The following is a 25,677-nucleotide window of genomic DNA, read 5'->3' as shown; positions in this document are numbered from 1 at the left end:
ATGCCCCTGTGGGAGCGGGCAAACCCGCTCCCACAGGGTTTTTTTCGGGCCTGAAATCAGGCCCGATCGCGTTCCAGCAGCGGCTTGAGGTAATGTCCGGTATAAGACTGTTTCTTCTCGGCCAGCTCTTCCGGCGTACCGCAGGCAATGATCTGCCCACCCTTGGAGCCACCCTCCGGCCCCAGGTCGACCAGCCAGTCGGCGGTCTTGATCACATCCAGGTTGTGCTCGATCACCACCACGGTATTGCCGTGGTCACGCAGGCGGTGCAACACGTCCAGCAACTGCTGGATATCGGCGAAATGAAGACCTGTGGTCGGTTCGTCGAGGATGTACAGGGTCTTGCCGGTGTCCCGCTTGGACAGCTCGCGTGACAGCTTGACCCGCTGCGCCTCGCCACCCGACAGGGTGGTCGCCGATTGCCCCAGCTTGATGTACGACAGACCGACATCCATCAGCGTTTGCAGCTTGCGCGCCAGGGCCGGGACCGCATCGAAGAACTCGCGGGCATCCTCGATGGTCATTTCCAGTACCTCGTGGATGTTCTTGCCCTTGTACTTGATCTCCAGTGTTTCGCGGTTGTAGCGCTTGCTCTTGCACACATCGCAGGGCACGTAGATGTCCGGCAGGAAGTGCATTTCCACCTTGATCAGGCCGTCACCCTGGCAGGCCTCGCAGCGCCCGCCCTTGACATTGAACGAGAAGCGCCCCGGGCCGTAGCCACGGGAACGCGACTCCGGTACGCCAGCGAACAGCTCGCGGATCGGCGTGAAGATACCGGTGTAGGTCGCCGGGTTGGAACGAGGCGTGCGGCCGATCGGGCTCTGGTCGATATCCACCACCTTGTCCAGGTGCTGCAGGCCATCGACGCTGGCGTGTGGCGCGGCCTCCAGGCTGCTCGCGCCGTTGAGCGCGGTGGCGGCGAGGGGGAACAGGGTGTTGTTGATCAGCGTCGACTTGCCCGACCCGGACACGCCGGTCACGCAGGTCAGCAGGCCGATTGGCACTTCCAGGTCGACGTTCTGCAGGTTGTTGCCGCGCGCGCCCTTGAGCTTGAGCGACAGCTTCTTGTTGCGTGGGGTGCGCTTGGCCGGGACGACGATCTTCTTGCGCCCGGACAGGTATTTGCCGGTCAGCGAGTCGGGGTGCGCCATGACCTCTTCGGGCGAGCCCTCGGCGACGATCTGGCCGCCATGCACGCCGGCGCCTGGGCCGATATCCACCACGTAGTCAGCCAGGCGGATGGCGTCCTCGTCGTGCTCGACCACAATCACCGTGTTGCCCAGGTCGCGCAGGTGGTTGAGGGTGGCCAGCAGGCGGTCGTTGTCCCGTTGATGAAGACCGATGGACGGTTCATCGAGGATGTACATCACCCCGACCAGGCCGGCGCCGATCTGGCTGGCCAGGCGGATACGCTGGGCTTCGCCGCCGGACAGGGTATCGGCGCTGCGGTCCAGCGTCAGGTAGTCGAGACCAACGTTGACCAGGAACTGCAGGCGCTCGCAGATCTCCTTGAGGATCTTTGCCGCGATCTCGCCACGCCGCCCGGTGAGGGTCAGCTCGCCGAAGTAGTTGCTGGCTTCGCCGATCGGCAGGTTGGTCACCGCCGGCAGGGTCTTCTCGCCGACCCACACATGGCGAGCCTCACGACGCAGGCGGGTGCCGCGGCAGTCGGGGCAGGGCTGGGTGCCGAGGAACTTGGCCAGCTCTTCACGCACGGTGGCCGACTCGGTTTCGCGGTAGCGGCGCTCAAGATTGGGCACGATGCCCTCGAAGGGGTGCGAGCGCTTGACGATGTCGCCACGGTCGTTCAGGTACTTGAAATCGACGCTCTGCTTGCCGCTGCCCTGCAGGATGACCTTCTGATGCTCGGCCGACAGTTCGCCGAACGGTTCCTCGAGGCTGAAACCGTAGTGCGCGGCGAGTGAGCCAAGCATCTGGAAGTAATAGACGTTGCGCCGATCCCAGCCACGTATCGCGCCTTCGGCCAGGGTCAGCTCGGCGTTGACCAGGCGCTTGGTGTCGAAGAACTGCTTCACCCCCAGGCCGTCACAGGTCGGGCAGGCACCGGCCGGGTTGTTAAAGGAAAACAGCTTGGGCTCCAGCTCGCTGATCGCATGGCCGCACACCGGGCAGGCAAAGCGTGCCGAGAAGATCAGTTCCTCGCCGTCTTCGTCGTCCATCGGCGCGACCAAGGCGATGCCGTCGGCCAGCTTGAGCGCGGTCTCGAACGATTCGGCCAGGCGCTGCTGCAGGTCGGCGCGGACCTTGAAGCGGTCGACCACCACATCGATGCTGTGCTTCTTCTGTTTATCCAGCTTGGGCAATTCGTCGAGTTCGTAGAGCTTGCCGTTGACCCGGGCGCGGACGAAGCCCTGGGCACGCAGTTCGTCAAACACCGCCAGGTGCTCGCCCTTGCGCTCGCGGATCACCGGAGCCAGCAGCATCAGCTTGCTGCCTTCGGGCTTTTCCAGCACCAGGTCGACCATCTGGCTGATCGTTTGCGCCTCCAGCGGGATATCGTGGTCCGGGCAGCGCGGGGTACCGACGCGGGCATAGAGCAGGCGCAGGTAGTCGTAGATCTCGGTGATGGTGCCGACGGTCGAGCGTGGGTTGTGCGAGGTCGACTTCTGCTCGATGGAGATCGCCGGCGACAGGCCTTCGATGGTGTCGACATCGGGCTTTTCCATCATCGACAGGAACTGCCGGGCATAGGCCGACAGCGATTCGACGTAGCGGCGCTGGCCTTCGGCGTACAGGGTGTCGAACGCCAGCGAGGACTTGCCGGATCCGGACAGGCCGGTGATCACGATCAGTTTGTCCCGGGGCAGGGTCAGGTCGATGTTCTTCAGGTTGTGGGTACGTGCCCCACGGATCAGGATCTTGTCCACTACGGCCTCGCTCGGCGGGCATAAACAAAGGAGTATACGGCGCGCTGCCATTACGCGGCAAAGCGTCGCGTATATGCCGCCAAGGCGTCGGACTGATAGAATCGCCGCCGGTTCACACGAGGTTAATCCATGCACGACACCCACAACGAGCGCATGAGTGGCAGCGAAACCCGCGCTGCCAGCGGCCTGGCCCTGGTCTTCGCCTTTCGTATGCTGGGCATGTTCATGGTACTTCCGGTGCTGGCCACCTACGGCATGGACCTGGCCGGCGCCACGCCTGCGCTGATCGGTCTGGCCATCGGTGCCTACGGCCTGACCCAGGCCGTGCTGCAGATTCCGTTCGGAGTGATTTCCGACCGCATCGGCCGCCGCCCGGTGATCTACGTGGGGTTGATCATCTTCGCCCTGGGCAGCGTGCTGGCGGCCCAGGCCGATTCTATCTGGGGCGTGATCGCCGGGCGTATCCTGCAGGGCGCGGGGGCGATTTCCGCGGCAGTGATGGCGTTGCTGTCCGACCTGACCCGCGAGCAGCACCGGACCAAGGCCATGGCCATGATCGGCATGAGCATCGGCCTGTCGTTCGCCGTGGCGATGGTCGTCGGCCCGCTGTTGACTCGCGCCTTTGGCTTGTCAGGATTGTTCCTTGCCACCGCAGGACTTGCCCTGCTCGGCATCGGCCTGATCGCCTTCGTCGTGCCCAGTTCGCACAATGTGTTGACCCATCGTGAGTCCGGTGTCGCCCGTCAGGCCCTCGGCCCGACCCTGCGCAATCCGGACCTTCTGCGCCTGGATATCAGCATCTTCGTGCTGCACGCGATCCTGATGGCCAGCTTCGTGGCGCTGCCCCTGGCGTTCGTCGAGCGCGGCGGGCTGCCCAAGGAACAGCACTGGTGGGTGTACCTCACCGCGTTGCTGGTTTCATTTTTTGCAATGATCCCCTTTATCATCTACGGGGAAAAGAAGCGCAAGATGAAACGCGTGTTGCTCGGCGCGGTCAGTGTCCTGCTGCTGGTGGAGGTGTTCTTCTGGCAGTGGGCTGACAACTTGCGCGGACTGGTGATCGGCACCGTGGTATTCTTTACTGCATTCAACCTGCTGGAGGCATCCTTGCCTTCGCTGGTCAGCAAGGTGTCGCCTGCCGGTGGCAAGGGGACGGCGATGGGGGTTTACTCCACCAGCCAGTTCCTCGGCGCCGCACTGGGAGGCATCCTCGGTGGCTGGTTGTTCCAGCACGGTGGCTTGAGCATGGTGTTCCTGGGATGTGCCGTGTTGTGCGTCCTGTGGCTGCTCACTGCGTTGCGCATGAACGAGCCGCCGTACGTGACCAGCCTGCGCATGCAGCTGACGCCGGAAGCGGTCCGGGAAGCCGGGCTGACCGAGCGCCTGATGGCCGTGCCGGGTGTGACCGACGCCGTGGTGGTGGCAGAAGAAGCCGCCATCTATATCAAACTGGATACGAAAATTTTGGACCGTGCGACCCTCGAGCGTCTGGTGAACCCAGCCTCTGCGGCGTGCGAAGCCTAGGAGAACGTTATGGCCCGTGGGGTTAACAAAGTCATTCTGGTCGGTACCTGCGGTCAGGATCCCGAAGTCCGCTACCTGCCCAACGGTAACGCCGTGACCAACCTGAGCCTGGCCACCAGCGAGCAGTGGACCGACAAGCAGTCGGGCCAGAAGGTCGAGCGTACCGAGTGGCACCGTGTGTCGCTGTTCGGCAAGGTTGCCGAGATTGCCGGCGAGTACCTGCGCAAGGGTTCGCAGTGCTACATCGAAGGCAAGCTCCAGACCCGCGAGTGGGAAAAGGACGGCATCAAGCGCTACACCACCGAGATCATCGTCGACATCAACGGCACCATGCAGCTGCTCGGCGGTCGTCCGCAGGGTCAGCAGGGTGGTGGTGACCAATACAACCAAGGTGGTGGTAACAACTACAACCAAGGTGGCCAGCAGCAGTACAACCAGGCTCCTCGTCAGCAGGCTCCGCGTCCGCAGCAGGCGCCACAGCGCCCGGCGCCGCAACAACCGGCTCCGCAGCCAGCCGCTGACTTCGACAGCTTCGACGACGATATTCCGTTCTAGCGGTCACCTTGGCGGAAACTGTAAAGTTTTCCTTGGAGAGCCCCGCATTTGCGGGGTTTCTTCGTTTTGGGGATGTAAAAAATAACTTGTTAGATTTTGACTTGGTGCACACCATGTAAAAAAGTAAATTATGGAGGCGTGATGGACATATCGATGCGTAGATTCGTGGCTGCTGACGGCGAGCGGTTTGCGGTGCTGGTCGATGGTTCAGGTATGCCTCTTTACTACCCCACTCTTTTCACCACGTGGCATCTGCGGTCGCGCTCCCTGGCCGCCAATTCGATTGCGAATGCGTTGAACGCGATCAAGGCTCTATACGCCTGGGAAGCTCAGGTCGGCATCGATCTGATGTCACTGTTTTCGCAAGGCGAGCTACTTGGTGAAGAGCGAGTGAGGGGGCTAAGCGACTTCTTGCAGCTTGCTCTCGCTCCCGAGCACCGAGATAGTAAGGTTGTCCCGATCGCTAGACGTCCAAAGACGGTCGGCACCAGTAATCACTATTTCAGGTTGACCGTTGTGGCCGACTATTTGGGCTTTCTGGCCAAGCGGCTGTGCCCATCCAGTCGGGGTGATAGGGAAATCAAGTTGATGGTGGCGTCAATCAGAGCTAACCGTCCCAGCAAGCCCAACAAATCAGTATCGGACAAGGACGAACGATATCTGGACGAGGCCGTTGTGGAGGCATTGGAACAGGCGCTTAGACCTGGCTCGGAACACAATCCGGCCAAGGATCAGGCAGTGCAGGTGCGCAATGCATTGATGTTCATGATTCTCCGCCTGACTGGGCTTCGTCGGGGGGAGCTGCTGAACCTCAAGGTCGATGACGTGGATTTCGCCAAAAACACTCTGCGCGTGGTGAGGCGTCCTGATTCGAGGGGCGATTCACGGGCCCATCAGCCTACGGCCAAGACTCGTCAGCGAACCATTCCACTTGCGCCGGAACTCATCACCCGGATTTACGAATATGTGCTTCGCTATCGGAGTAAATTGCCTGGGGCGAAGAGGCATGGTTACTTGTTTGTGACCCACAAGGAAGGCCCGACTCAAGGTCGCCCACTCTCGATCTCAGCCTTTCAGAAGTGGATGTTGGGCGTCGCCTCTATCATCGAGGACTCTGGCGTGCATGCGCATGCCCTCCGACATCACTGGAATTACACCTTTTCCCAGCACAGCGACGCCTCGGAAATGTCCACCGCGACAGAAGAAAAAATTCGCTCTTATCTGATGGGCTGGGAAGAAACCTCTGGTACGGCGCAAACCTACAACAAGCGACACACCAAACAAAAAGCCGCAGAAGCTGTTCTTGCCCTTCAAGGAAAGTACCTGAAAAAGTCCAGTGATGAGGTGGCCGGTGAATAAAAATGCTCTTCAGGTAGCTGTAGTTAATCGTTTTTACTCTAGGGACGGCTATCTCGTGAATTTCGATAGCTCTCGATGGGAGCTTAGTAAGGATATAGCCATTCCGGTTGGCTCGCTTTCGCAGTATTTGGGGGAAAGGGATTATTCATTTCGGCGGGTTCTGGAGTTTTACGCAAGAGCGGGAGCGCCGTCGCATGCGAGAAATATTTTTAATCGTTTTTTGCATTACTGCGAGCAGATGCAAGGTTCCGATCTGCTTTCCGTCGCTTCGTTGATCTCCTACCGATCATCGCTAGATAGGAAAACAGAGTGGTACATGGGAGTATTGCGCGGGGCGATCCGCCAATGGTCGCGGCTTGGATATCCAGGTATCTCTGATGAGGTTTTGACCCTGCTGAATAAGTGGGTCATCAAGGGGAACGAGAAAGGTTTCGCTGTCCAGTCGATGTGTCCCGACGCTGGGCCTCTAACCGATATTGAACTCCAAGGGGTTATCTCTGCTGTGGTCGATGCATTCACCGGGCAGCGACTCTCCTTGGAGGAGACGTGTCTATCAATGATCTTAGCCATGACGGGGCGGCGCCCTGGGCAAATCGCGGCGCTCAAAGTCAAAGACCTGCATTCCACTGCTCAAGGGGCCTATTGGATCAACTTCCCCAGGGCTAAGCAGCGCAATACGCCATGGCGCTCCTCGTTCAATCGCTTTGCGATTGTTGAGGATCTTTGGTTGCTGTTGCAGCAGCAAGCGGAGTCTGTGAAGACGGCTTTTTCCGAGCAGGCAGGCGGTCCGCTGCCTCAGAAAGTACAGGACGAGTTGCCATTTTTTCCCGTATCGCATTCCCTTGAGACCGATTCCGATGTTGAGGTACTACTTGGTAGCGACCGGCTGCATATCCCCACCCAAGAGGTGTATCAAGCGATGTTGGGAGTTGCCAGGACGATTGCTGTCATTAGCGAGCGCACTGGGGCGCCTATCGCCCTCAACCCGAATCGCTTTCGCTACACGCTTGGCACGAATCTGGCTCGAGAAGGAAGAGGGGAGTTGGTCATTGCTGAGGCGTTGGATCACTCCGATACCCAGAACGTAGGCGTGTACGTCAAAAACATCCCTGAGATCGTCGAGCGCATCGATAAGGCTGTCGCCTTGCAGCTCGCACCGTTTGCCCAGGCGTTTCGAGGCGTTCTTGTTACATCAGAACGTGAGGCATGCCGAGGCGATGACCCGAGCAGCCGAATCTCGAACGGCAGGGCCAACGTAGGCACCTGTGGCAGCTATGGCTTCTGTGGCGCATTGGCACCCATCGCTTGTTACACATGTGCCCACTTCCAGCCTTGGCTCGATGGCCCCCACGAAGAGGTCTTGGATCGCCTGATCGAGGAGCGGGATCGGGTTCGAGTCAACTGCGGAGATCTGAAGATCGCTTCGACCAACGACCGATTAATCTTGGCCGTAAGTGACGTAATCAACCGTTGCAAAGAGGCCAGGGGAGAGGTTGCGTATGGCTGACCTACTGCTGTTCACCCCCAAGCATCAGCGTGACAGCCAGAAGAATCTGGACGATTTCATTGCGATGTGTCGTGACCGCCTGACGGTATTCGGGGCAGATTTAGACTGGTATGCCAATGCCTGGCCCAAGGTCGGCAACTTTACGGTCATGGGGGCGCCTGCGAGGGGCTACACGACTGATCAACTGCTGAATGCTGACATCATTCCCTTTGCCAAAGCTTATGTTCGCTACCAGCAGGGTCATACCCCCACTAAGCTCAAAAACGAATTCAAGGCGATCCGCTGCATCGAGAAAGCTCTGCTGACGGTCAAGGGCAAAGCGGACATTACGCAGGTAGATCAACTCGTCATGGACGCAGCGGGTCAAGTTGCGAGGGAGTATGAGGCCACGAGCTATCAGGCAGGTGTGAGCTTGGTAAAGCTTATGGGGTTCCTCAATGAAAGTCGGATCGTTCCCGACTCGATTACCTGGCGAAATCCCATCCGCAAGCCTAAAGAGATAGACAGGACAGACGCGGAAGGAAAAAGAAAACGAGCAGAAAAGCTACCAGAGGATCGCTGGTTGGAAGCTATGGCAGAGATGTTTGCCAACGATCTCGTAAGTGCTCGGGATCGTTTTACCACGTCCGTATTTGCACTGCTGATGTGCGCGCCATCTCGGATATCGGAGGTTCAAGACCTGCCGGTGAATTGCCTGCATCCTGATACAGATGGCGAGGGTGTCGAAAGACTGGGGCTACGGTTTTATGCCGGCAAAGGTTATGGGGCGGATATTAAGTGGATTCCGACCATATTCAAGGATATTGCCACCGAGGCAGTGCGCCGGTTGACCGAGTTGTCTGCTCCAGGGCGGGCGTTGGCAAAATGGTATGAAGATCACCCTGACAGATTTTACCGCCATGAAGACTGTCCCCATGTTCCTGACAACCAGCCACTAACTGATGAGCAAGCTTGTATGGCGATTGGCATCAAGGCCATGAAAGGGGCATTGGACTCGTTTTTCTCGAAATACAAACCCTATGGAGCTTTGAAGAAAAAGGGTGAGTCACTGACGCTGGCATTCCTAAATGACTACTGTCATAGCCAACTTCCTGTCGGATGGCCTTGGAGGAACCGGGATCGCAATATCAAGTACTCGGAGGCGCTTTGCTGTTTTAGGGCTCACGAACTCCGTTCGGATTTTAGTCCGAGCCCTATCAGGATATGGGGGCCCGGGAAGAGCACGTTTACCACTGACCTGAACTTCATTGACGGTCAGGAGCGCAGCATCTGGAAGCGACACGGTTACAAGAACCCAGATGGCAGTGAAATCTCGATGACCTCTCACCAGGTGCGTCATTTCCTCAATACCGTGGCACAGCGTGGCGCATTGGGGCAGCTAGACATCGCCAAGTGGTCAGGGCGGGCCAACATCCATCAGAACGCTGTGTACAATCACATGAGCGACGACGAGTACGTCGAGCTGGCCAGGAATGCCGGCGTCGGTGGGATACTCGACAAGATCCAGGCCAGCATGCCCGTTACCTATGCGGATCTGGAGACTGTAGGTGACGGTATCGCCCATGTCACTGAGTATGGATTCTGCGTACATGACTACTCGATGCTGCCTTGCCAGAAGCATCGGGATTGCTTGAATTGCACCGAACAGGTTTGCGTAAAAGGTGACGTGACCAAGCTTGATCGTCTCAGGCAGCAGCGTAGTTTGACCCATATGCAACTTGAAAAGGCCGAGGCGGCAGATACTTCAGGAACCTATGGCGCCGATCGCTGGAGCCAGCATCAGATCAAGACTTTGGAACGACTGGATCAGTTGATTCAGATACTTGAATCACCCGACCTCCCGGACGGAACGGCCATTCGACTCAGCAATGATCAAGAGTACACCCCGTTGAAGCGAGAGCTTGCTGCCCGCCAGTCCTACCGCAGGCTCCCTTCATCAGAGCCCGGCATTGATGAGCTGCGAAATCTGCTGGGGGTCTTCTAGTTATGGCCAAGCATCTAACGACAAGAGACATTGACCTACTGGTCGGCCTGATTGATGGGTGGGATGGTAAGCTCACCTGGGATGCTTTGTGCAACGAAGCCGAAGGCTTGATTGGTACACGCCCAACACGGCAGACCCTCAATGCACATGCTCGAATCAAGAGCGCGTTCGGTGATAAGAAAACCCAGCAGAAAGCGGGTTTCAAGCCCACGAAGCGTCCGGAAAGCCTGGCTATTGCGGAGCAACGCATCCATCGTCTGGAAAATGAGAATCAGCGTCTGAAGGCTGAGAATAACCGACTGCTGGAGTGCTTCATTCGTTGGCAGTACAACGCCCAAAAACGTGGACTTTCTCAGGCGGAACTTGATGCGTCTCTACCAGAAATTGATCGGGACTCGGCTGAGAAAGGAAGAACTATTAGCCGATTAAGTAGCAGAGCGTAGATTTATTACTTTGTTTCTGGAGTATGTCCTCTAGATATTGTCGCCTCAGGCTGAACAAAACTGCGTTAAATACCAAGGGGGAATAAATGAAGCGACTTTTGGAGGCCAATACCGTCCTGCCACAACAATTTCATGATGCATACGAGTTCTGCTTTGCAGCACATGACATAGTTGCACAGTTATTGGTGTCGGGGATGAAGCAAGGCATATTTGTTACCAATCTGACGTTTAGCGATGAGAAGGAGCTGGTAAATCTCGAGCAGGCTGATGATCTAATAGATTGGCTAAAGAAAAGTGGCCGTATGAATGATGAAGCGGATGTCCTAGTCACAACCGCATTTCCAGCTGTATTGTCAGACATGCTCCATTGTATTTTTGAAGCGTTGGAGGCCTCGAGGAAAGGGAAACTCGCAATTGCATACATGCTTCTACGAAAACCATTTCAGGAAAGCTTGTACCTTCTGGAGTCGGTGGTTGCAGATAAAGCCTCGTTCGCCAAAATGATCGCTGAAGATCCTGCTAGACTTCGTCCTCAGAATGCAGGTGGCATCGACGGACACACGCGTAGAATCGAGAAAGTTTTAGAGGTCATTGGAGAGGCGTCGAGGTTGGACGCTAATTACATAGCAAGGCTCCGCTATGATAAAGCGTCACGGGATAGCTTCGATAGTATCTGCAACAAGGCAATGCATCTGTTTACTGATCATAAAGCTATAAGGACAGAGTCTTATAATATTAATTTTATATTTTCACAAGGTGATCAAATACTGACGCAGTGGGCTTACCTTTACTCTCGCCTTCCATATTTGATGACTTATATCGTTTGCTTGGTTGAGCATATTGCTGAGCGTTTCGCGCAGACTCACCCAACTTATACACAAGACATGAATCGTCGTCTGGCCGCTCTATTGTTGAAGAGCAATGCCCAAATCACAGAAGGCTATCAGGCAGAGCAGCTCAGTCATTTAGCCGAAATGACATATTGCTGGTTATCAAACCATTGCCTCGAGAATGGATTCCCCCTGCCAACAGCGGAAGATTTATCTAGAATGGCATCATCAGGCGCATTTCCAGGCGAGCAAGAGGAAGGGGTTGTCTCACGCGAGCTTCTTTATCAGAAATTAACAAGTCAATAATCTCGGGTGTCTAGCTAGTTCATAAGCTGACGGTGAGGAGGATGGATGAAAGGTTTTGATGGGATTTCTATATGTATACTGGAGCCTAAAGATTCAGAAAGGGCGTTGGCGGCGATTAGGGCAAGAAGATTTTCTGAACTATTGTCGCCTTATCTATATCAGCGCTTTGGCGAGCAGCCTCGACGTTGTCACTATGTCGATGGTAATGTTTTAAATTTTTATGCGGAAGCTTATGAGCTCTACCTGAAAGTTACTCCGCCATCAGGAGGGTTTTGGGGAGAGGAAACCCTTGTGGTTGCTAGGTTTGGATTCAAGGATCGCAGGAAAGGCCACGGGACTGATTTTATTAGATTTTTATTGAGTTTTGCTAAAGATATTGGCTATACGAAAATCGGCTTGGAGTGTACGAATCAGTTCTCGGATGCTTTCGGTAGGAAACTTGGTTTTCAACAGTACGGTGAATATAATAATTTATTAGGGTGTGTGGCCGCAGTTTCACGGGAGTTGAATTTTGGGTGTGAATCTCCTTCTGTGTAGTAAAGGATAATTATAGTTTGTTCTTTGCGTTGTTTAGTTGGTAAGTCTATCGCCCATTGTATTTGGATGGGTGGCTTTTGTGGGGGCGTATGTTAGGTTACTTTGCTTTGGGCTGCTTGTTCTCGATTCCAATATACTCGGCTGCCAACGAGGCGAAAACTTCCTTTCGTTTTTCTTGTGGGACGAGTAATACTGTGGAGCCGATAACAAAGGCAGTGATTATGAAGGAGGCGATGACCCCGGGTATGCCAGAAATTAGCCAGGCCAAGAAAATAGATAAAAAACTCTTGTTGGATCTTTCATATTCCTGGACTGACTTTATAAATTCTCTTTTCTCTTTTTTTATTTTTGCTTCGCACTCTTTCTTTGTTTGTGTCTCCCGGGTTTCATGTGCTTGTTTAAGTTGCTTTTCCTTTTCTTCATATTTAGATTTTATGTCATTTTCAAGCTGGCCATACACTTCGCTTAAATATTGTTCGGCTTTGATTCTGTAATCGTTGAGGCTGTTATTTTGTAGGGTTTGGTCGTGAAAGATTTTCACTTGATCTTGGATATAATGCTCTGCTTCGCCATTGCTTCTAAGCGACTGAGCTAAAACATGCTTTTTGTGTTTGTAGAGAGCATAGGCAATGAGACCTATTCCGTCTTTTTCATTTTGTACCAGCGCTTCGAAGACCCATTTTTGACTCACAAAAAATCCCCAAACAAAAACGCTCCCAATGATGGGAGCGTTAAAGTAATAGCTTTATGCTGAAAGGAGAGATAGCGCTCGCTCAGAAACAATTCGAACATATTGGGCACGTTCTTTAGGAACCGAGCGTTTCTTTGTTAACCCCTCAGAGTCAAAGCTGACAGAGGAGGCTGCTTGAACGAGAACGCACCCACGTCTACCTGCTTTCTTCTTTGAGAGCTTCATCGTTACCTCCACTGGTCGCTGAGCTAATCGGAAATTTTTACGAGACACAGCTTAGAAAACGTGTGCCGCGTCACAGTTCAATCTGCGCTAGCAGCTACTGCAACCTATCTCACCCGTATGCTAGTTGACGTTACACCGATGTCAATTTCGAGGGGCTGTGAAAGGCTGATCCGGTCAGAGTGATCGTATTTACTGGCTTTTCTCGGTCTCTGACCGTGAGCGTCCAGGGTGGGTATCATGCCATTCAGAACTGAAAAATACACTGAGATCCACGTTTTTTGATTTCGACTGCTCTATCTCAGGGTTTTCACTTCATGCGCAGTCTAATGGCCCATGTCGGCAAGGCCCAGAGCACCATGGTGGCGGCGCTGCCATGTACAGTTTCCGCCCAGGATAGCCGGAGCGAATGCCATAGCAGTGTATGCGCTCCATAGACCCCATCTTCAACTGACCTCTCCGTATCCCGGATGCTGGGCTCCCTATTTTCCCGTGGAGTTCCGTCATGATGCGTCCCGACGCCAAAGTGCAGAAGGTCTATCTCTACCCAAAGCCCGTCGACTTCCGCAAATCCATCAACGGACTGGCCGCGCTGGTCGAGCTGGACATCAAGGTGGAGGTGTTCAACCCGGTGCTGTTCGTGTTCCTCAATCGCACGCGCAGCCAGGTCAAGATTCTCTACTGGGAGCGCAATGGCTTCTGCCTGTGGCTCAAGCGACTGGAAGCCGAGCGTTTCAAGACCAAACCCGATGCGGGTGACGAAGCCATCGAACTGACGGTCGACGAACTGAACTGGCTGCTCGACGGCATCGACCTGTGGCGCAACCGTCCGCACCAGATACTGACGCCGCGCTTCGTAACCTGAGCCGGTATAATCCACGGCCATGATCGCCGTGCCCGAATCTCTTCCTGACGACCCAATCCTGCTGAAGCATTTACTGCTGCTGGCCAGTGAACAGGCGGCGGCGAAAGATGCTCGCATAGAACAACTTCAAGAACAGGTCGCCTTGCTGCGCCACAAGCTGTTCTCGCCCAAGTCCGAGCGCAGCTCTGAAGACGCCGACTCACCGCAGTTGGCCATGTTCAACGAGGTCGAAGAGCTGATCGAAGCGCCGGCCGCCGAGCCAGTCGAAGCCGAAGCCGAAGCCGAAGCCGAAGAAGTCGTTGCGCCGGTCAAGCGCCGTGGCAAACGCAAGCCGCTGCCGGCCAACCTGCCGCGCGTGGAAGTCATCCATGAGCTACCCGAGCATGAGCGCGCCTGCGCCTGTGGTGCCTGCAAGCAGGTGATCGGCGAGGAGACCAGCGAGCAGCTGGAGATCATCCCGATGCAGGTGCGGGTCATCCGCCACATCCGCAAGACCTATGCCTGCAAGGCCTGTGAAACCGCGCCGGTCACCGCCGATAAACCGGCACAACTGATCGAGAAGAGCCTGGCCAGCCCCAGCGTGCTGGCGATGCTGCTGACCACCAAGTACGCCGACGGCATTCCGCTGTACCGCTTCGAAAAGATGCTCAGCCGCCACGGCGTCGACATCCCACGGCAGACCCTGGCGCGTTGGGTGATCCAAAGTGGCGAGCAACTGCAACCGTTGCTCAACCTGATGCGCGACAAACTGTTCGAATACCCCGTGCTGCACTGCGACGAAACGCGCTTACAGGTGCTGCATGAACCGGGGCGCGACCCCTCGGCACAATCCTGGATGTGGGTGCAAAGCGGTGGGCCGCCGGACAAGCCGGTGATCCTTTTCGACTACACAGCCAGCCGCGCGCAGGAGGTGCCGCTACGCCTGCTCGATGGCTACCGCGGCTACCTGATGACCGACGACTACGCCGGCTACAACGCCGTGGCTGCACGCGACGGCATCGAACGCCTGGGCTGCTGGGCGCATGCGCGACGCAAGTTCGTCGAAGCCCAAAAGGTGCAGCCCAAGGGCAAGACTGGGCGTGCCGACGTGGCGCTGAGCCTGATCAACAAGCTCTACGGCATCGAGCGTGACCTGAAGGACGCTGACCATAGCGAACGCCTCGACGTCCGCCAGCAACGCAGCCAGCCCCTGATCGACCAACTCAAGGCCTGGCTGGACAAAACCCAACCGCAGGTCGCTGGGCAGACGGCCCTGGGCAAGGCGGTAAACTACTTGGCCAGAAACTGGAGCAGGCTGGTGCGCTACATCGAAGGCGGGCATCTACCGATCGACAACAACCGCGCCGAGAACGCCATCCGTCCCTTCGTCATCGGCCGCAAGAACTGGCTGTTCAGCGACACGCCGAAAGGCGCTACCGCCAGCGCGCAGATCTACAGCCTGATCGAAACTGCCAAAGCCAACGGGCAAGAGCCTTACGCCTGGTTGCGCCACATCCTTGAACGCCTGCCAGCGGCGAGCCGCGTCGAGGATTACGAAGCGCTGCTGCCGTGGAACTGCTCGCCAGCTTCTGCCTCTGCTTCCTGAAAAAAACCGTCCGCCAGGACGGGGTTCATGGAGCGGTTACATAGCAGTGGCGCCTGGTAGCCGATCAGTTGCGCAAAGTGTACCCCAGGATCGCCGCGCTCATGGATGGCTGCTAGAAGTCCTGATCACATGGCGTTCCCAAAGGCGCATAGGCAGCAGCTTCCAGCACCAATCCACTGGAACGGCTGAACGTCGAGATCAAGCGCCGGACCGAAGTGGTGGGGATCTTCCCAAACGATCCGGCGGTTGCTCAGGCGTTTCGCGGTGTCCTGGTTGGCTGTCAATTTGAGCCCGGTCTTGCGCGAGATCTGCTTTGGCCTTTCATGGGGCAGCGTGCCTGCGAAAGCGTCGAGCTTGAATAGTGTAGTGGTCAACTAATCCCGGACACTGCGTTAAGCTTTTACTCAGCAACAGCGGGAGCCAGCCCGCTATTGAATTGATGCGGTCGCTGCCAGTTGTAGCATTGCATAAAGAACCGGCCAATAACCCGTCAGTGCCTCGACCGCCTTTTCGCGTAGGAGCGTCAACACAGGTACACCCAGGAGGTGCCAGGCAGGGGGGGGCGGCGCCTGGCAGGACTACACTGTGCGGGGGCTTCGCTGGTAGCATGTGGCCATTGCTCGGGCAAGGCTAATCCTCATCTTCCATCTGGTACCCGTAATGGCCGTTGAAGCAGGGAAGTACGTAGACGTCTATCGCAGTTGGCAGCAGCATCTGTTCAATTTCAATCTGGCCGTCCGGGAAACCCAGACGCCGGGTTTGCGCAAGCCGCAACTTGCGGCGCTGTACGCCGCATTGGGGCACCTAGTGATGGCACCCGCCACCACCGCGACGATCGTGATGCCGACCGGTACCGGGAAGACCGACACCATGCTTGGGCTGCTGATCGCCGGGCGGCTGCCCAGGACACTGGTGCTGGTGCCTTCGGACCCGTTGCGTTCGCAGTTGGTCGAAAAATGCCTTGAACTGAAGAAACTACGGGAGATTGGTGCCGTTTCGGTGACCGCACTCAACCCGGTGGTGCAGGCGATCAATTCAGGCCTTTCAGCTGACGGGGTCCAGCAGCTAGCCGAGGCCAACGTCATCGTTGCCACGCCGCAAGCGCTACAACGTTTCGACCAGCCGGCCTTGGAGGCCTTAGCCGCGTTGTGCAGCCACCTGATCATCGATGAGGCGCACCATGTGGCTGCCCTGACATGGGACCGGGTCAAAAGCGCATTCAAGGACAAGCCCTGTCTACAGTTCACGGCCACGCCGTTCCGTGAGGACAACCAGCCATTAGACGGCAAGATCATCTATAACTACCCGCTGAAGGATGCCCAGATTGATGGCTACTTCAAGGCGATCGAGTTCCATCCGGTGCGCGAGTACAACCTGGAACTGGCTGACCAGGTGGTGGCTGACAAGGCCGTCGAGCTGTTGCGGAACGATCGCGCGCAAGGGTTCAACCACCTGCTGATGGTGCGTGCACGGTCACAGAAGCGCGCCGCCGCACTATTTGAATTGTACAAACAGCATGAGGATCTTTCGCCCATCCTCATCCACAGCAGGGTGCCGAATCGGGCCAAGCTACTGGATGAAATCGTCGAGAAGAAATACAAGATCATCGTATGTGTGGACATGCTGGGGGAAGGCTTCGACTTGCCGGAGCTGAAAATTGCGGCTATCCACGACCAGCACCGTAGTCCCGCCGTCACCCTACAGTTTATCGGTCGCCTGACGCGAGTCGATGATACGCTCGGTGACGCCAAGTTCGTGTCGAACATCGCCAACCAGAAAGTCGATTACCAGATGGCGGTGCTGTACAAGGAAAGTGCCGACTGGAGTGCGGTGATCCGCGATGTCAGCCAGAACAAGATCGCCCGCGAGATCGAGAAGGAAACGTTCACCGAACAGTTTCCGGAGGATGCCGATGCCGAGGACATTTTCGGCTTGAACCCCAACCCCAAGATCAGTGCGATCGCCTATCACGTGGAGCACAACGACTGGAGGCCCGAGAGGGCCAAGCTCTTCTCGCAGAAGAAAGAGCCGCTGCAGCTACTGTCCATCAATGACGAAGCCGACACCATCATCATGGTAACGCGGCGCGAAATGCCCGTTGGCTGGGCGCAGACGTCGACGATCGTGGACACCAACTGGATCCTCTATCTGGCGTACTACCACGCGCCCGACAAGACGCTGTTCGTCCATTCTTCCGGGGATGAATCGCAAACCAATCGATTCCTGAGCCTGATCGCCAAGGATGCGCGGCGCATCAGCGGCGAGCCGACCTTCCGCACCCTGCACGGCATCAAACTCATGAAGCTGCAGAACGTGGGCCTGTCGCGCATGCGTAAGGATCTACGCTTCACCATGCATGTTGGGCGCGACATCAATACCGTCATCAGTGAAATTGAGAACGGTACGGCAAGAAAGTCCAACATCTTCGCAACCGGCTACGAGGATGGCCAGCGCACCACCGTTGGCTGCTCGCATAAGGGCAAGATCTGGGAGATGAACGCTTCGAGCATCAACGACTGGATCGAGTGGTGCAAGCGCACCTCGCAGAAGCTCAACGACGCGACGATCAACCCCTCTGATGTGCTTAAAGATGTGATTCGCTCGGAAAAGATCCAGCGAGAGTGGCCCGAGGGCCTGTTCTATGCAGATTGGCCGGCGTCAATCCTGATCGAAAATGAACAGAAGATCTCGTTGGCGTACCTGGCTGAGGTGTTTAACCTGCTGGATGTCCAACTGGGCAAACCCCGGCGAATCGATGCACGGACGTTGGAAGTACCCATCAGTGCAACAGCAGTCGATGGCACGGAGCGTCAACTGCCTGATATCAAGATCCGTCTGTTGGATGACGGCTACAAATTTTACTGCTCGGGGGTCAAGATCGTCTTCGCTGAAGAGGGCTCGTTCGAGAAGTACCTGGATACCAACCCATTGGTGCTACTTGCCGTCGACGGTTCGATGGTCGAAGGCAATTACCGCTACTTCTCCCCCAACAGTTTGGACCTGAAGCTACCGGTCGCCCTGATCGAAGCCTGGGATTGGGGCACGACTCAGATCCACAGCGAGTCCATGCGGGCGGACCGAAACCCGGACACCGTTCAAGGGTTCACCTACAGCCGAATCGAGGACGATTACACGTTCATTTTCAACGATGATGGCGCCGGTGAGATCGCCGACCTGGTGGCGATCAAGGAAAGCAAGGACGCTATCTTTGTCGACCTGTACCATTGCAAGTATTGTCCTCAGCAAGATGGCGAGGCGCGGCCGGGCGCGCGCGTTTCCGACGTCTACGAGGTCTGCGGTCAGGCATCACGCTCGGTGAAGTGGTTGCACACGGAAGAAAAGTTCTTCAACCGATTGTTGCACCGCTACCAGCAGTCGTTGCCCAAAGGCTTCGACAGGATCCTCAAGGGGGATCCCACGGATCTGGAGCTACTACGCAATAAGTGCCATGATCACGAGATGGTGTTCCGCTTTGTGATCGTGCAACCCGCAATTTCGGCAGGTAAGGTTTCTGCTGATCAACTGGCCGTGCTCGGCACCAGTTACGCGTATATCAAGGGCGTGTCCGGCTCGGATATTCGAGTCATTACCAGCGTTTGAATTAGGATCGCTGCCGGCTGGTGGCGCAGAATACTCAGCCCAATCGCCATCAAAGGAGTTAGGGATGAGCATGTGGTTGTAGCATGGAATGGCACAGTGCCTGGATACTTCACCAGGAAGGTATCTGCCCTCTAGCAGCAGTAGGGTGATCTTGATGAGGTCCAATCCACAAACGTAAAGAATTTAGGTTGATAACGGCTTAAATTTTACAGAAATTTTTACGGATTCAGAGAAAAATCATAGAAATCAAGGTCTTATTGCAGGTGCCAGGCTTAAAGGTGCTTATTACCGTTCTGATACTTCCAGGAGGCGCCATGGCTGCCTCCCGCGAAAACGGAGCTGAAACAAGAAACCCGCTTCATACCTGAAGCGGGTTTCTTTTTGTCTGAAGCCGGTGCTCTGACAAGGCGTCAGCCTTCCTCGAGTGCCGTTCTGGCAAATTGGGCGTCCAGTTCCGGCGTTGCTCCGCTGATACCGATGCCGCCGATATGCCTGCCGTTCGCGTCCATGATCGGCAGGCCGCCTTCCAGCAGGGTGAACCCGGGGAGCGAGGCGTAGGGATTGGCCGGCAGCGCGGTGCTGCGCTCGCCGAGCGAGCGGGTCGACAGAGGGAAGCGGGCGGATGTCTCTGCCTTGAGCTGCGCGACCTGGATGCTGCCGCTGCTGGTGCCATCCATGCGGTGGAAGTACTTCAGGTTGCCGTGGTTGTCGACGATGCTGATGACAATGGCAAAGCCTTGGGCGCGGGCGGCACGCTCTGCGGCATCGGCCATGCTCCGTGCTCGCTCGGTTGTGATCTGCTGCGTGGTGGGAGGCGTGTGAACATTGTCTGCCGTCGCCGCTACGGTGGGTTGAAGGAACACCGAAGTGCCAATCAAGAGAGTGGTCAAAAGGTACTTGATGCTCATGCCCGTGAGCCTCGTCCATGTGTGGCCCGTTAACCTAACAGGCACAGGATATTTCGCGACGTAGTACGTTTCCGATAGCGACGTAGTGCTGTTCTTGAATGCCGTCATGTGGCTTGAACTTTGGAACTGACGATGGCTATCGTCACGCTCCTCCCATTCAGGAACCGAGACATGGATGTGCTCATGGGGCTGCTGGCGGCCGTACTCTGGGGAGCCACCGACTTTCTGGTCGGCATGAATGCCCGGGCGGTCGGGGTAAAGCGGGCGGTATTCTTCGGACAGTTGTTGGGCCTGTTATTGATGGGGCTCATCATTGCCGTATCTTCCCAGCAACTCATCAAGATGGTCGCGGCCCCGGCGAGCGTGCTGCTGCTCGCCTGCCTGGCGGCGCTGTGTACCCTGAGCGGCGCGTTGGCTCTTTCGAAGGCGTTCGCGATCGGCAAGACCTCGGTGGTGGCGCCGCTGGTGACTTCCTATGGCGTGTTCACCACGCTGCTCGCCTGGCTGGGCGGCGAGACGCTGGGCACCTGGCAGATCTTCGGGTTGCTGACCTGCTTTCTGGGTGTGGTCCTGGCCAGCCGTGAGGCAAAGGGCGGCAGTGGGCAAGCGCCTGCGGACGGTCGGCTGTCGGTCGGCTTCGCCCTGCTGGCGGCGCTGCTGTATGGCGTCAGCTTCTGGGTTCAGGGCAAGTACGCCCTGCCAGTGCTGGGGCCGGTGAACATGCTGGCGCTGGGCTACGGGGTGGGGGTTCTGTTCCTGCTGCCTGAAGCACTGCGAATGTTTCGAAACCAGGTTACGGTCAGGCTCAAGACCTGGGGGACCTTGTGTGGAGCCAGCCTTTTCAACCTGGGAGGCTTCTCGGCGTTTTCCTGGGGCGCGTTGCATGGCTCGATCGCAGTCGTCACGGTGATCAGTACCTTGTCCGGAGGCATCGCCGCCATTCTCGGCTTCCTGTTCTACCGTGAGCGCCTGTCCCTGCTGCAGATCGTCGGGGTGCTCCTGGTGCTGGCGGGCGCGGTCCTGTTGCATCTGTATGGATAAGGCGGCGATTTGCCTTGCGCCTGATCCAGATCATCGCGCTTTGCAGATTCTTGACTAGGCTTAACAGTTGGCGGTGTCTGTCCACCGCCACCGTGAAGTCCCTGAGGCGCCGGCCAAGTCCCGCGCGCCCGAGAACCTGATCAGGAGTGCACGATGGATCTCAACCGTCGGCAATTCTTCAAGGTCGCCGCCGTCGGCCTTGGAGGCTCGAGCCTTGCGGCGTTGGGCATGGCCCCGACACCCGCGTTCGCCGAGCAGGTGCGCCACTTCAAGCTGGCGCATACCAAAGAAACCCGTAACACCTGCCCTTATTGCTCGGTCGGCTGCGGCCTGATCATGTACAGCCAGGGTGACGCGGGCAAGAACGTCAAACAGAATATCATCCACATCGAGGGCGACGCGGACCATCCGGTCAACCGCGGCACCCTGTGCCCGAAAGGCGCCGGCCTGCTGGACTTTATCCACAGCCCCAGCCGCCTCAAGTACCCCGAGGTGCGCAAGCCGGGCAGCAACGAGTGGACCCGCATCGACTGGGACGAAGCCCTCGACCGCGTCGCCGAGCTGATGAAACAGGACCGCGACGCCAACTTCATCGAGAAGAACGCCCAGGGCCAGACGGTCAACCGCTGGCTCACCACCGGCTTTCTCGCCGCGTCCGCCGCTTCCAGCGAAGCGGGCTACCTGACGCACAAGGTGATCCGTTCGCTGGGCATGCTGGGGTTCGATAACCAGGCGCGTGTCTGACACGGCCCGACGGTGGCAAGTCTTGCCCCGACGTATGGCCGTGGCGCGATGACCAATCACTGGTCTGACATCGCCAACGCAAACCTGGTCCTGGTGATGGGCGGCAACGCCGCTGAAGCGCACCCGTGCGGCTTCAAGTGGGTGACCGAAGCCAAGGCGCACAACAAGGCGCGGCTGATCGTGGTCGACCCGCGATTTACCCGTACCGCCTCGGTGGCTGATTACTACGCGCCGATCCGTACCGGCAGCGACATCGCCTTCATGGGCGGGCTGATCAATTACCTGCTGAGCAACGACAAGATCCAGCACGAGTACGTGCGCAACTACACCGACGTGTCGTTTATCGTCAAAGAGAACTATGGCTTCGAGGACGGGCTGTTCAGCGGCTATGACGCGGCCAAGCGCGTGTACGCCGACAAGTCCGGGTGGGGCTACGAGCTGGGCGAGGACGGCTATGCGAAGGTCGACCCGACGCTGCAGCACCCGCGTTGCGTCTACCAGCTGATGAAGCAGCACTACAGCCGCTACACGCCGGAACTGGCGAGCATGACTTGCGGCATGCCCCAGGACCAGATGATGAAGATCTGGGAAGAGATCGCCACCTGCTCGACACCGGGCAAGACCATGACGATCCTCTATGCCTTGGGCTGGACCCAGCACTCCATCGGCGCGCAGATCATCCGCAGCGCGGCCATGGTGCAGTTGCTGCTGGGCAACGTCGGCATGCCGGGGGGCGGGGTCAACGCCTTGCGTGGGCACTCCAACATCCAGGGCCTGACCGACCTGGGGCTGCTGTCGAACTCGCTGCCGGGCTACCTCACCCTGGCCGGCGACGCCGAGCAGGACTACGCCGCCTACATCGACAAGCGCGCCTCCAAGCCGCTGCGGCCGGGGCAGCTGTCGTACTGGCAGAACTACGGCAAGTTCCACGTCAGCCTGATGAAGGCCTGGTACGGCGCCAACGCCACCGCCGCCAACAACTGGGGCTACGACTGGCTGCCCAAGCTCGACGTGCCGGCCTACGACGTGTTGCGCATGTTCGAGATGATGGGCCAGGGCAAGGTCAACGGCTACATGTGCCAGGGCTTCAACCCCATCGCCGCGCTGCCGGACAAGAACCGCGTCACCGCGGCCCTGGCCAAGCTCAAGTGGCTGGTGGTCATGGACCCGCTGGCCACCGAGACCTCCGAGTTCTGGCGCAACGCCGGCGCGTTCAACGACGTCGACACCGCCAACATCCAGACCGAGGTGATCCGCCTGCCCACCACTTGCTTCGCCGAGGAAGACGGCTCGCTGGTCAACAGCAGCCGCTGGCTGCAGTGGCACTGGAAGGGCGCCGACGGTCCGGGCGAGACCCGCACCGACGTGCACATCATGAGCGAGCTGTTCCTGCGCCTGCGCAAGCGTTACCAGGCCGAAGGCGGCACCTATCCCGACCCGATGCTCAACCTCAGCTGGCCGTACAAGGTCCCGGAAGAGCCTTCGCCCGAAGAGCTGGCCAAGGAGATGAACGGCTGGGCGGTCAGCGACCTCACCGACGCCACCGGCGCCACGCTCAAGGCCGGTCAGCAACTGGCCGGCTTCGCCCAGATGAAGGACGACGGCAGCACCGCGTCGGGCTGCTGGATCTTCGCCGGTTGCTGGACCGAGCAGGGCAACCAGATGGCCCGGCGCGACAACAGCGACCCGTACGGCATGCACCAGGTGCAGAACTGGGCCTGGGCCTGGCCGGCCAACCGGCGGATCCTCTACAACCGTGCCTCCAGCGACCCGCAGGGTAAGCCGTGGGATCCGGAGAAGAAACGCCTGGTGTGGTGGAACGGCAAGGCCTGGACCGGCACCGACGTGCCGGACTTCAAGGTCGACTCGCCGCCGGAAGCGGGGATGAATCCGTTCATCATGAACCCCGAGGGCGTGGCGCGGTTCTTCGCCATCGACAAGATGGCCGAGGGGCCGTTCCCTGAGCACTACGAGCCGTTCGAGACGCCGATCGGTATCAACCCGCTGCATCCGCAGAACAAGAAGGCCACCAGCAACCCGGCCGGACGGATCTTCGATTCGGTGTGGGACACCCTCGGCACCCACGACGAGTTCCCCCATGCGGCGACCACCTACCGGCTGACCGAGCACTTCCACTTCTGGAGCAAGCATTGCCGGCTCAACGCCATTGCCCAGCCCGAGCAGTTCGTCGAGATCGGCGAGGTGCTGGCGAACGAGAAGGGCATCAAGGCCGGCGACCGGGTGCGGGTGTCGAGCAAGCGCGGCTATATCGACGCGGTGGCGGTGGTGACCAAGCGGATCCGTCCGTTGCAGGTCAACAACCAGACCGTGCACCAGATCGGCATCCCGTTGCACTGGGGGTTCACCGGTAGCACGCGGCACGGCTTCCTGACCAACACCCTGGTGCCGTTCCTCGGTGATGGCAACACGCAGACGCCGGAGTCCAAGTCGTTCCTCGTCAAAGTGGAGAAACTCTGATGGCCAGCCAAGACATCATCGCCCGCTCGGCCACCACCACCGTACCGCCCTCGGTACGCCAGCAGCAGGAAGTCGCCAAGCTGATCGACACCACCAAGTGTATCGGCTGCAAGGCCTGCCAGGTGGCGTGCTCGGAGTGGAACGAACTGCGTGACGAGGTCGGCCACAACCACGGCACCTACGACAACCCCCAGGACCTCAGCGCCGAGACCTGGACCCTGATGCGCTTCACCGAGCACGAGCGCGACGACGGCAACCTGGAGTGGCTGATCCGCAAGGACGGCTGCATGCACTGTGCCGAGCCCGGTTGCCTGAAGGCTTGCCCGAGCCCGGGGGCGATCATCAAGCATGCCAACGGTATCGTCGACTTCAACCAGGACCACTGCATCGGTTGCGGCTATTGCATCACCGGCTGCCCGTTCAACATCCCGCGCATCTCGCAGAAGGATCACAAGGCGTACAAGTGCACCCTGTGTTCCGACCGCGTGAGCGTGGGCCTGGAGCCGGCCTGCGTGAAGACCTGCCCGACCGGGGCGATCGTCTTCGGCAGCAAGGAGGAGATGAAGGTGCATGCCGACGAGCGCATCGTCGACCTGAAGTCGCGGGGGTACGAGAACGCCGGGCTGTACGATCCGGATGGCGTCGGCGGCACCCATGTGATGTACGTGCTGCACCACGCCGACACGCCGAGGATCTACGCCGGCCTGCCGGACCAACCGGTGATCAGCCCGTTGGTGGGGCTGTGGAAGGGCTTCAGCAAGCCCCTGGCGCTGCTGGCCATGGGCGCGGCGGTGCTGGCCGGGTTCTTCCACTATGTACGCGTGGGGCCGCAGCGGGTCGAGGAGGACGAACACCCGGCGCCTGTGGATAACACGGTCCACGAGGTCGACCCGGCGGTGCATGTCTATGATCCGAACCGCCCGGGCGGGCAGGGGGAGCAGCGGCCATGAATGACAATAAGCCTATCCTGCGCTACAACGCCAACGAACGGAGCAACCACTGGGTCGTGGCGATCCTGTTCGTGCTGGCCGGCCTTTCGGGGCTGGCGCTGTTCCATCCGGCACTGTTCTGGCTCAGCCACCTGTTTGGCGGCGGGCCGTGGACGCGGATCCTTCACCCGTTCATCGGCGTGGGCATGTTCGTGTTCTTCCTCGGGCTGGTGCTGCGCTTCTGGCGCGCCAACTTCATCACCGCCAACGACCGCCTGTGGCTGCGCCGCATCGACCGGGTGATGCTCAACAAGGAAGAGGGCGTGCCGCCGGTCGGCAAGTACAACGCCGGGCAGAAGCTGCTGTTCTGGACCTTGCTGGCCTGCATGCTGGTGCTGCTGGTCAGCGGCGTGGTGATCTGGCGCGCGTACTTCAGCCATTGGTTCGGCATCGAGGTCATTCGCCTGTCCACGCTGTTGCATGCCCTGGCGGCGTTCGTGCTGATCCTCAGCATCATCGTGCACATCTATGCCGGGATCTGGATCAAGGGCTCGATCGGCGCCATGCTGCATGGCTGGGTGAGCCGCGCCTGGGCGCGCAAGCACCATGAACTGTGGTACCGGGAAGTGACCGGCGACAAGTCGCCACACAACCACGGTGGAAAAGAAGGATGACCGT

General features: G+C 58.2%; 18 protein-coding genes and 1 pseudogene. 16 read left to right on the top strand and 3 right to left on the bottom strand.

Annotated features, from left to right (window positions below):
* Nucleotides 1–56: 56 nt before the first annotated feature.
* Complete coding sequence (gene uvrA / locus K5H97_RS26650; RefSeq protein ID WP_028690241.1) at nucleotides 57–2,891, bottom strand: excinuclease ABC subunit UvrA; 2,835 nt, start codon at nucleotides 2,889–2,891, stop codon at nucleotides 57–59.
* A 129-nt stretch (nucleotides 2,892–3,020) separates the two neighbouring features.
* Between uvrA and K5H97_RS26645 the strand changes: the two genes are divergently transcribed.
* From K5H97_RS26645 to K5H97_RS26610, 8 genes are all read left to right on the top strand, one after another.
* Complete coding sequence (locus tag K5H97_RS26645) at nucleotides 3,021–4,415, top strand: MFS transporter (RefSeq protein ID WP_028690242.1); 1,395 nt, start codon at nucleotides 3,021–3,023, stop codon at nucleotides 4,413–4,415.
* 9 nt (nucleotides 4,416–4,424) lie between these two features.
* Nucleotides 4,425–4,970 carry a single-stranded DNA-binding protein gene (locus K5H97_RS26640; protein WP_028690243.1) on the top strand — a complete coding sequence of 182 codons (546 nt, stop codon included), beginning with the start codon at nucleotides 4,425–4,427 and terminating at the stop codon, nucleotides 4,968–4,970.
* Nucleotides 4,971–5,111: 141 nt separating this feature from the next.
* On the top strand, nucleotides 5,112–6,329 hold the full coding sequence (locus tag K5H97_RS26635; protein ID WP_028690244.1) for a tyrosine-type recombinase/integrase: 1,218 nt from the start codon (nucleotides 5,112–5,114) through the stop codon (nucleotides 6,327–6,329).
* A complete protein-coding gene (locus K5H97_RS26630) occupies nucleotides 6,322–7,836 on the top strand; it encodes a site-specific integrase (RefSeq protein WP_028690245.1) in 1,515 nt (504 codons plus the stop codon). The genes K5H97_RS26635 and K5H97_RS26630 overlap by 8 nt, the downstream gene beginning before the upstream one ends.
* The gene (locus K5H97_RS26625; protein ID WP_028690246.1) at nucleotides 7,829–9,820 is read left to right on the top strand and encodes an integrase; all 1,992 of its coding nucleotides are present in this window, start codon (nucleotides 7,829–7,831) and stop codon (nucleotides 9,818–9,820) included. The genes K5H97_RS26630 and K5H97_RS26625 overlap by 8 nt, the downstream gene beginning before the upstream one ends.
* Nucleotides 9,821–9,822: 2 nt before the next feature.
* Nucleotides 9,823–10,263: a hypothetical protein gene (locus K5H97_RS26620; RefSeq protein WP_081791552.1), complete on the top strand. Its 441-nt coding sequence runs from the start codon at nucleotides 9,823–9,825 to the stop codon at nucleotides 10,261–10,263.
* Between the two features lie 86 nt (nucleotides 10,264–10,349).
* Nucleotides 10,350–11,399, top strand: a complete 1,050-nt coding sequence (locus K5H97_RS26615) for a hypothetical protein (protein WP_155952670.1) — start codon at nucleotides 10,350–10,352, stop codon at nucleotides 11,397–11,399.
* Nucleotides 11,400–11,444: 45 nt separating this feature from the next.
* Nucleotides 11,445–11,936, top strand: coding sequence for a hypothetical protein (locus K5H97_RS26610; RefSeq protein ID WP_155952671.1), 492 nt, complete (start codon nucleotides 11,445–11,447; stop codon nucleotides 11,934–11,936).
* A 97-nt stretch (nucleotides 11,937–12,033) separates the two neighbouring features.
* Here K5H97_RS26610 and K5H97_RS26605 read toward each other — a convergent pair whose 3' ends face one another.
* Nucleotides 12,034–12,627 (bottom strand): hypothetical protein, encoded by a 594-nt coding sequence (locus tag K5H97_RS26605; RefSeq protein ID WP_211258411.1) that lies wholly within the window; start codon nucleotides 12,625–12,627, stop codon nucleotides 12,034–12,036.
* Nucleotides 12,628–13,354: 727 nt separating this feature from the next.
* Here K5H97_RS26605 and tnpB point away from each other — a divergent pair.
* The 4 genes and pseudogenes from tnpB to K5H97_RS26585 all read left to right on the top strand — a co-directional run bounded on the left by tnpB (nucleotide 13,355) and on the right by K5H97_RS26585 (nucleotide 18,899).
* Complete coding sequence (gene tnpB / locus K5H97_RS26600; RefSeq protein ID WP_003460146.1) at nucleotides 13,355–13,714, top strand: IS66 family insertion sequence element accessory protein TnpB; 360 nt, start codon at nucleotides 13,355–13,357, stop codon at nucleotides 13,712–13,714.
* Between the two features lie 19 nt (nucleotides 13,715–13,733).
* The gene (tnpC, locus tag K5H97_RS26595) at nucleotides 13,734–15,299 is read left to right on the top strand and encodes an IS66 family transposase (RefSeq protein WP_028692322.1); all 1,566 of its coding nucleotides are present in this window, start codon (nucleotides 13,734–13,736) and stop codon (nucleotides 15,297–15,299) included.
* Nucleotides 15,300–15,343: 44 nt separating this feature from the next.
* Nucleotides 15,344–15,574: pseudogene (locus tag K5H97_RS29810) on the top strand (transposase); the annotation flags it as partial.
* Nucleotides 15,575–15,959: 385 nt separating this feature from the next.
* Complete coding sequence (locus K5H97_RS26585) at nucleotides 15,960–18,899, top strand: DEAD/DEAH box helicase (RefSeq protein WP_028690248.1); 2,940 nt, start codon at nucleotides 15,960–15,962, stop codon at nucleotides 18,897–18,899.
* A 410-nt stretch (nucleotides 18,900–19,309) separates the two neighbouring features.
* Here K5H97_RS26585 and K5H97_RS26580 read toward each other — a convergent pair whose 3' ends face one another.
* The gene (locus K5H97_RS26580; protein WP_081791553.1) at nucleotides 19,310–19,807 is read right to left on the bottom strand and encodes a GlcG/HbpS family heme-binding protein; all 498 of its coding nucleotides are present in this window, start codon (nucleotides 19,805–19,807) and stop codon (nucleotides 19,310–19,312) included.
* 171 nt (nucleotides 19,808–19,978) lie between these two features.
* Between K5H97_RS26580 and K5H97_RS26575 the strand changes: the two genes are divergently transcribed.
* The 4 genes from K5H97_RS26575 (at nucleotide 19,979) to K5H97_RS26560 (ending at nucleotide 25,673) form a co-directional block, all read left to right on the top strand.
* On the top strand, nucleotides 19,979–20,848 hold the full coding sequence (locus K5H97_RS26575; RefSeq protein ID WP_028690250.1) for a DMT family transporter: 870 nt from the start codon (nucleotides 19,979–19,981) through the stop codon (nucleotides 20,846–20,848).
* A 153-nt stretch (nucleotides 20,849–21,001) separates the two neighbouring features.
* Nucleotides 21,002–24,070, top strand: a complete 3,069-nt coding sequence (fdnG, locus tag K5H97_RS26570; protein ID WP_139121029.1) for a formate dehydrogenase-N subunit alpha — start codon at nucleotides 21,002–21,004, stop codon at nucleotides 24,068–24,070.
* Nucleotides 24,070–25,020 carry a formate dehydrogenase subunit beta gene (gene fdxH / locus K5H97_RS26565; RefSeq protein WP_028690253.1) on the top strand — a complete coding sequence of 317 codons (951 nt, stop codon included), beginning with the start codon at nucleotides 24,070–24,072 and terminating at the stop codon, nucleotides 25,018–25,020. The genes fdnG and fdxH overlap by 1 nt, the downstream gene beginning before the upstream one ends.
* Complete coding sequence (locus K5H97_RS26560; protein ID WP_028690254.1) at nucleotides 25,017–25,673, top strand: formate dehydrogenase subunit gamma; 657 nt, start codon at nucleotides 25,017–25,019, stop codon at nucleotides 25,671–25,673. The genes fdxH and K5H97_RS26560 overlap by 4 nt, the downstream gene beginning before the upstream one ends.
* The last annotated feature ends 4 nt before the right edge of the window (nucleotides 25,674–25,677 follow it).

Source organism: Pseudomonas mosselii (genome assembly GCF_019823065.1).
Lineage (GTDB): Bacteria > Pseudomonadota > Gammaproteobacteria > Pseudomonadales > Pseudomonadaceae > Aquipseudomonas > Aquipseudomonas mosselii.
The sequence above is the reverse complement of the archived record's forward strand: the minus strand, read 5'-3'. Positions and strand labels throughout refer to the sequence as shown.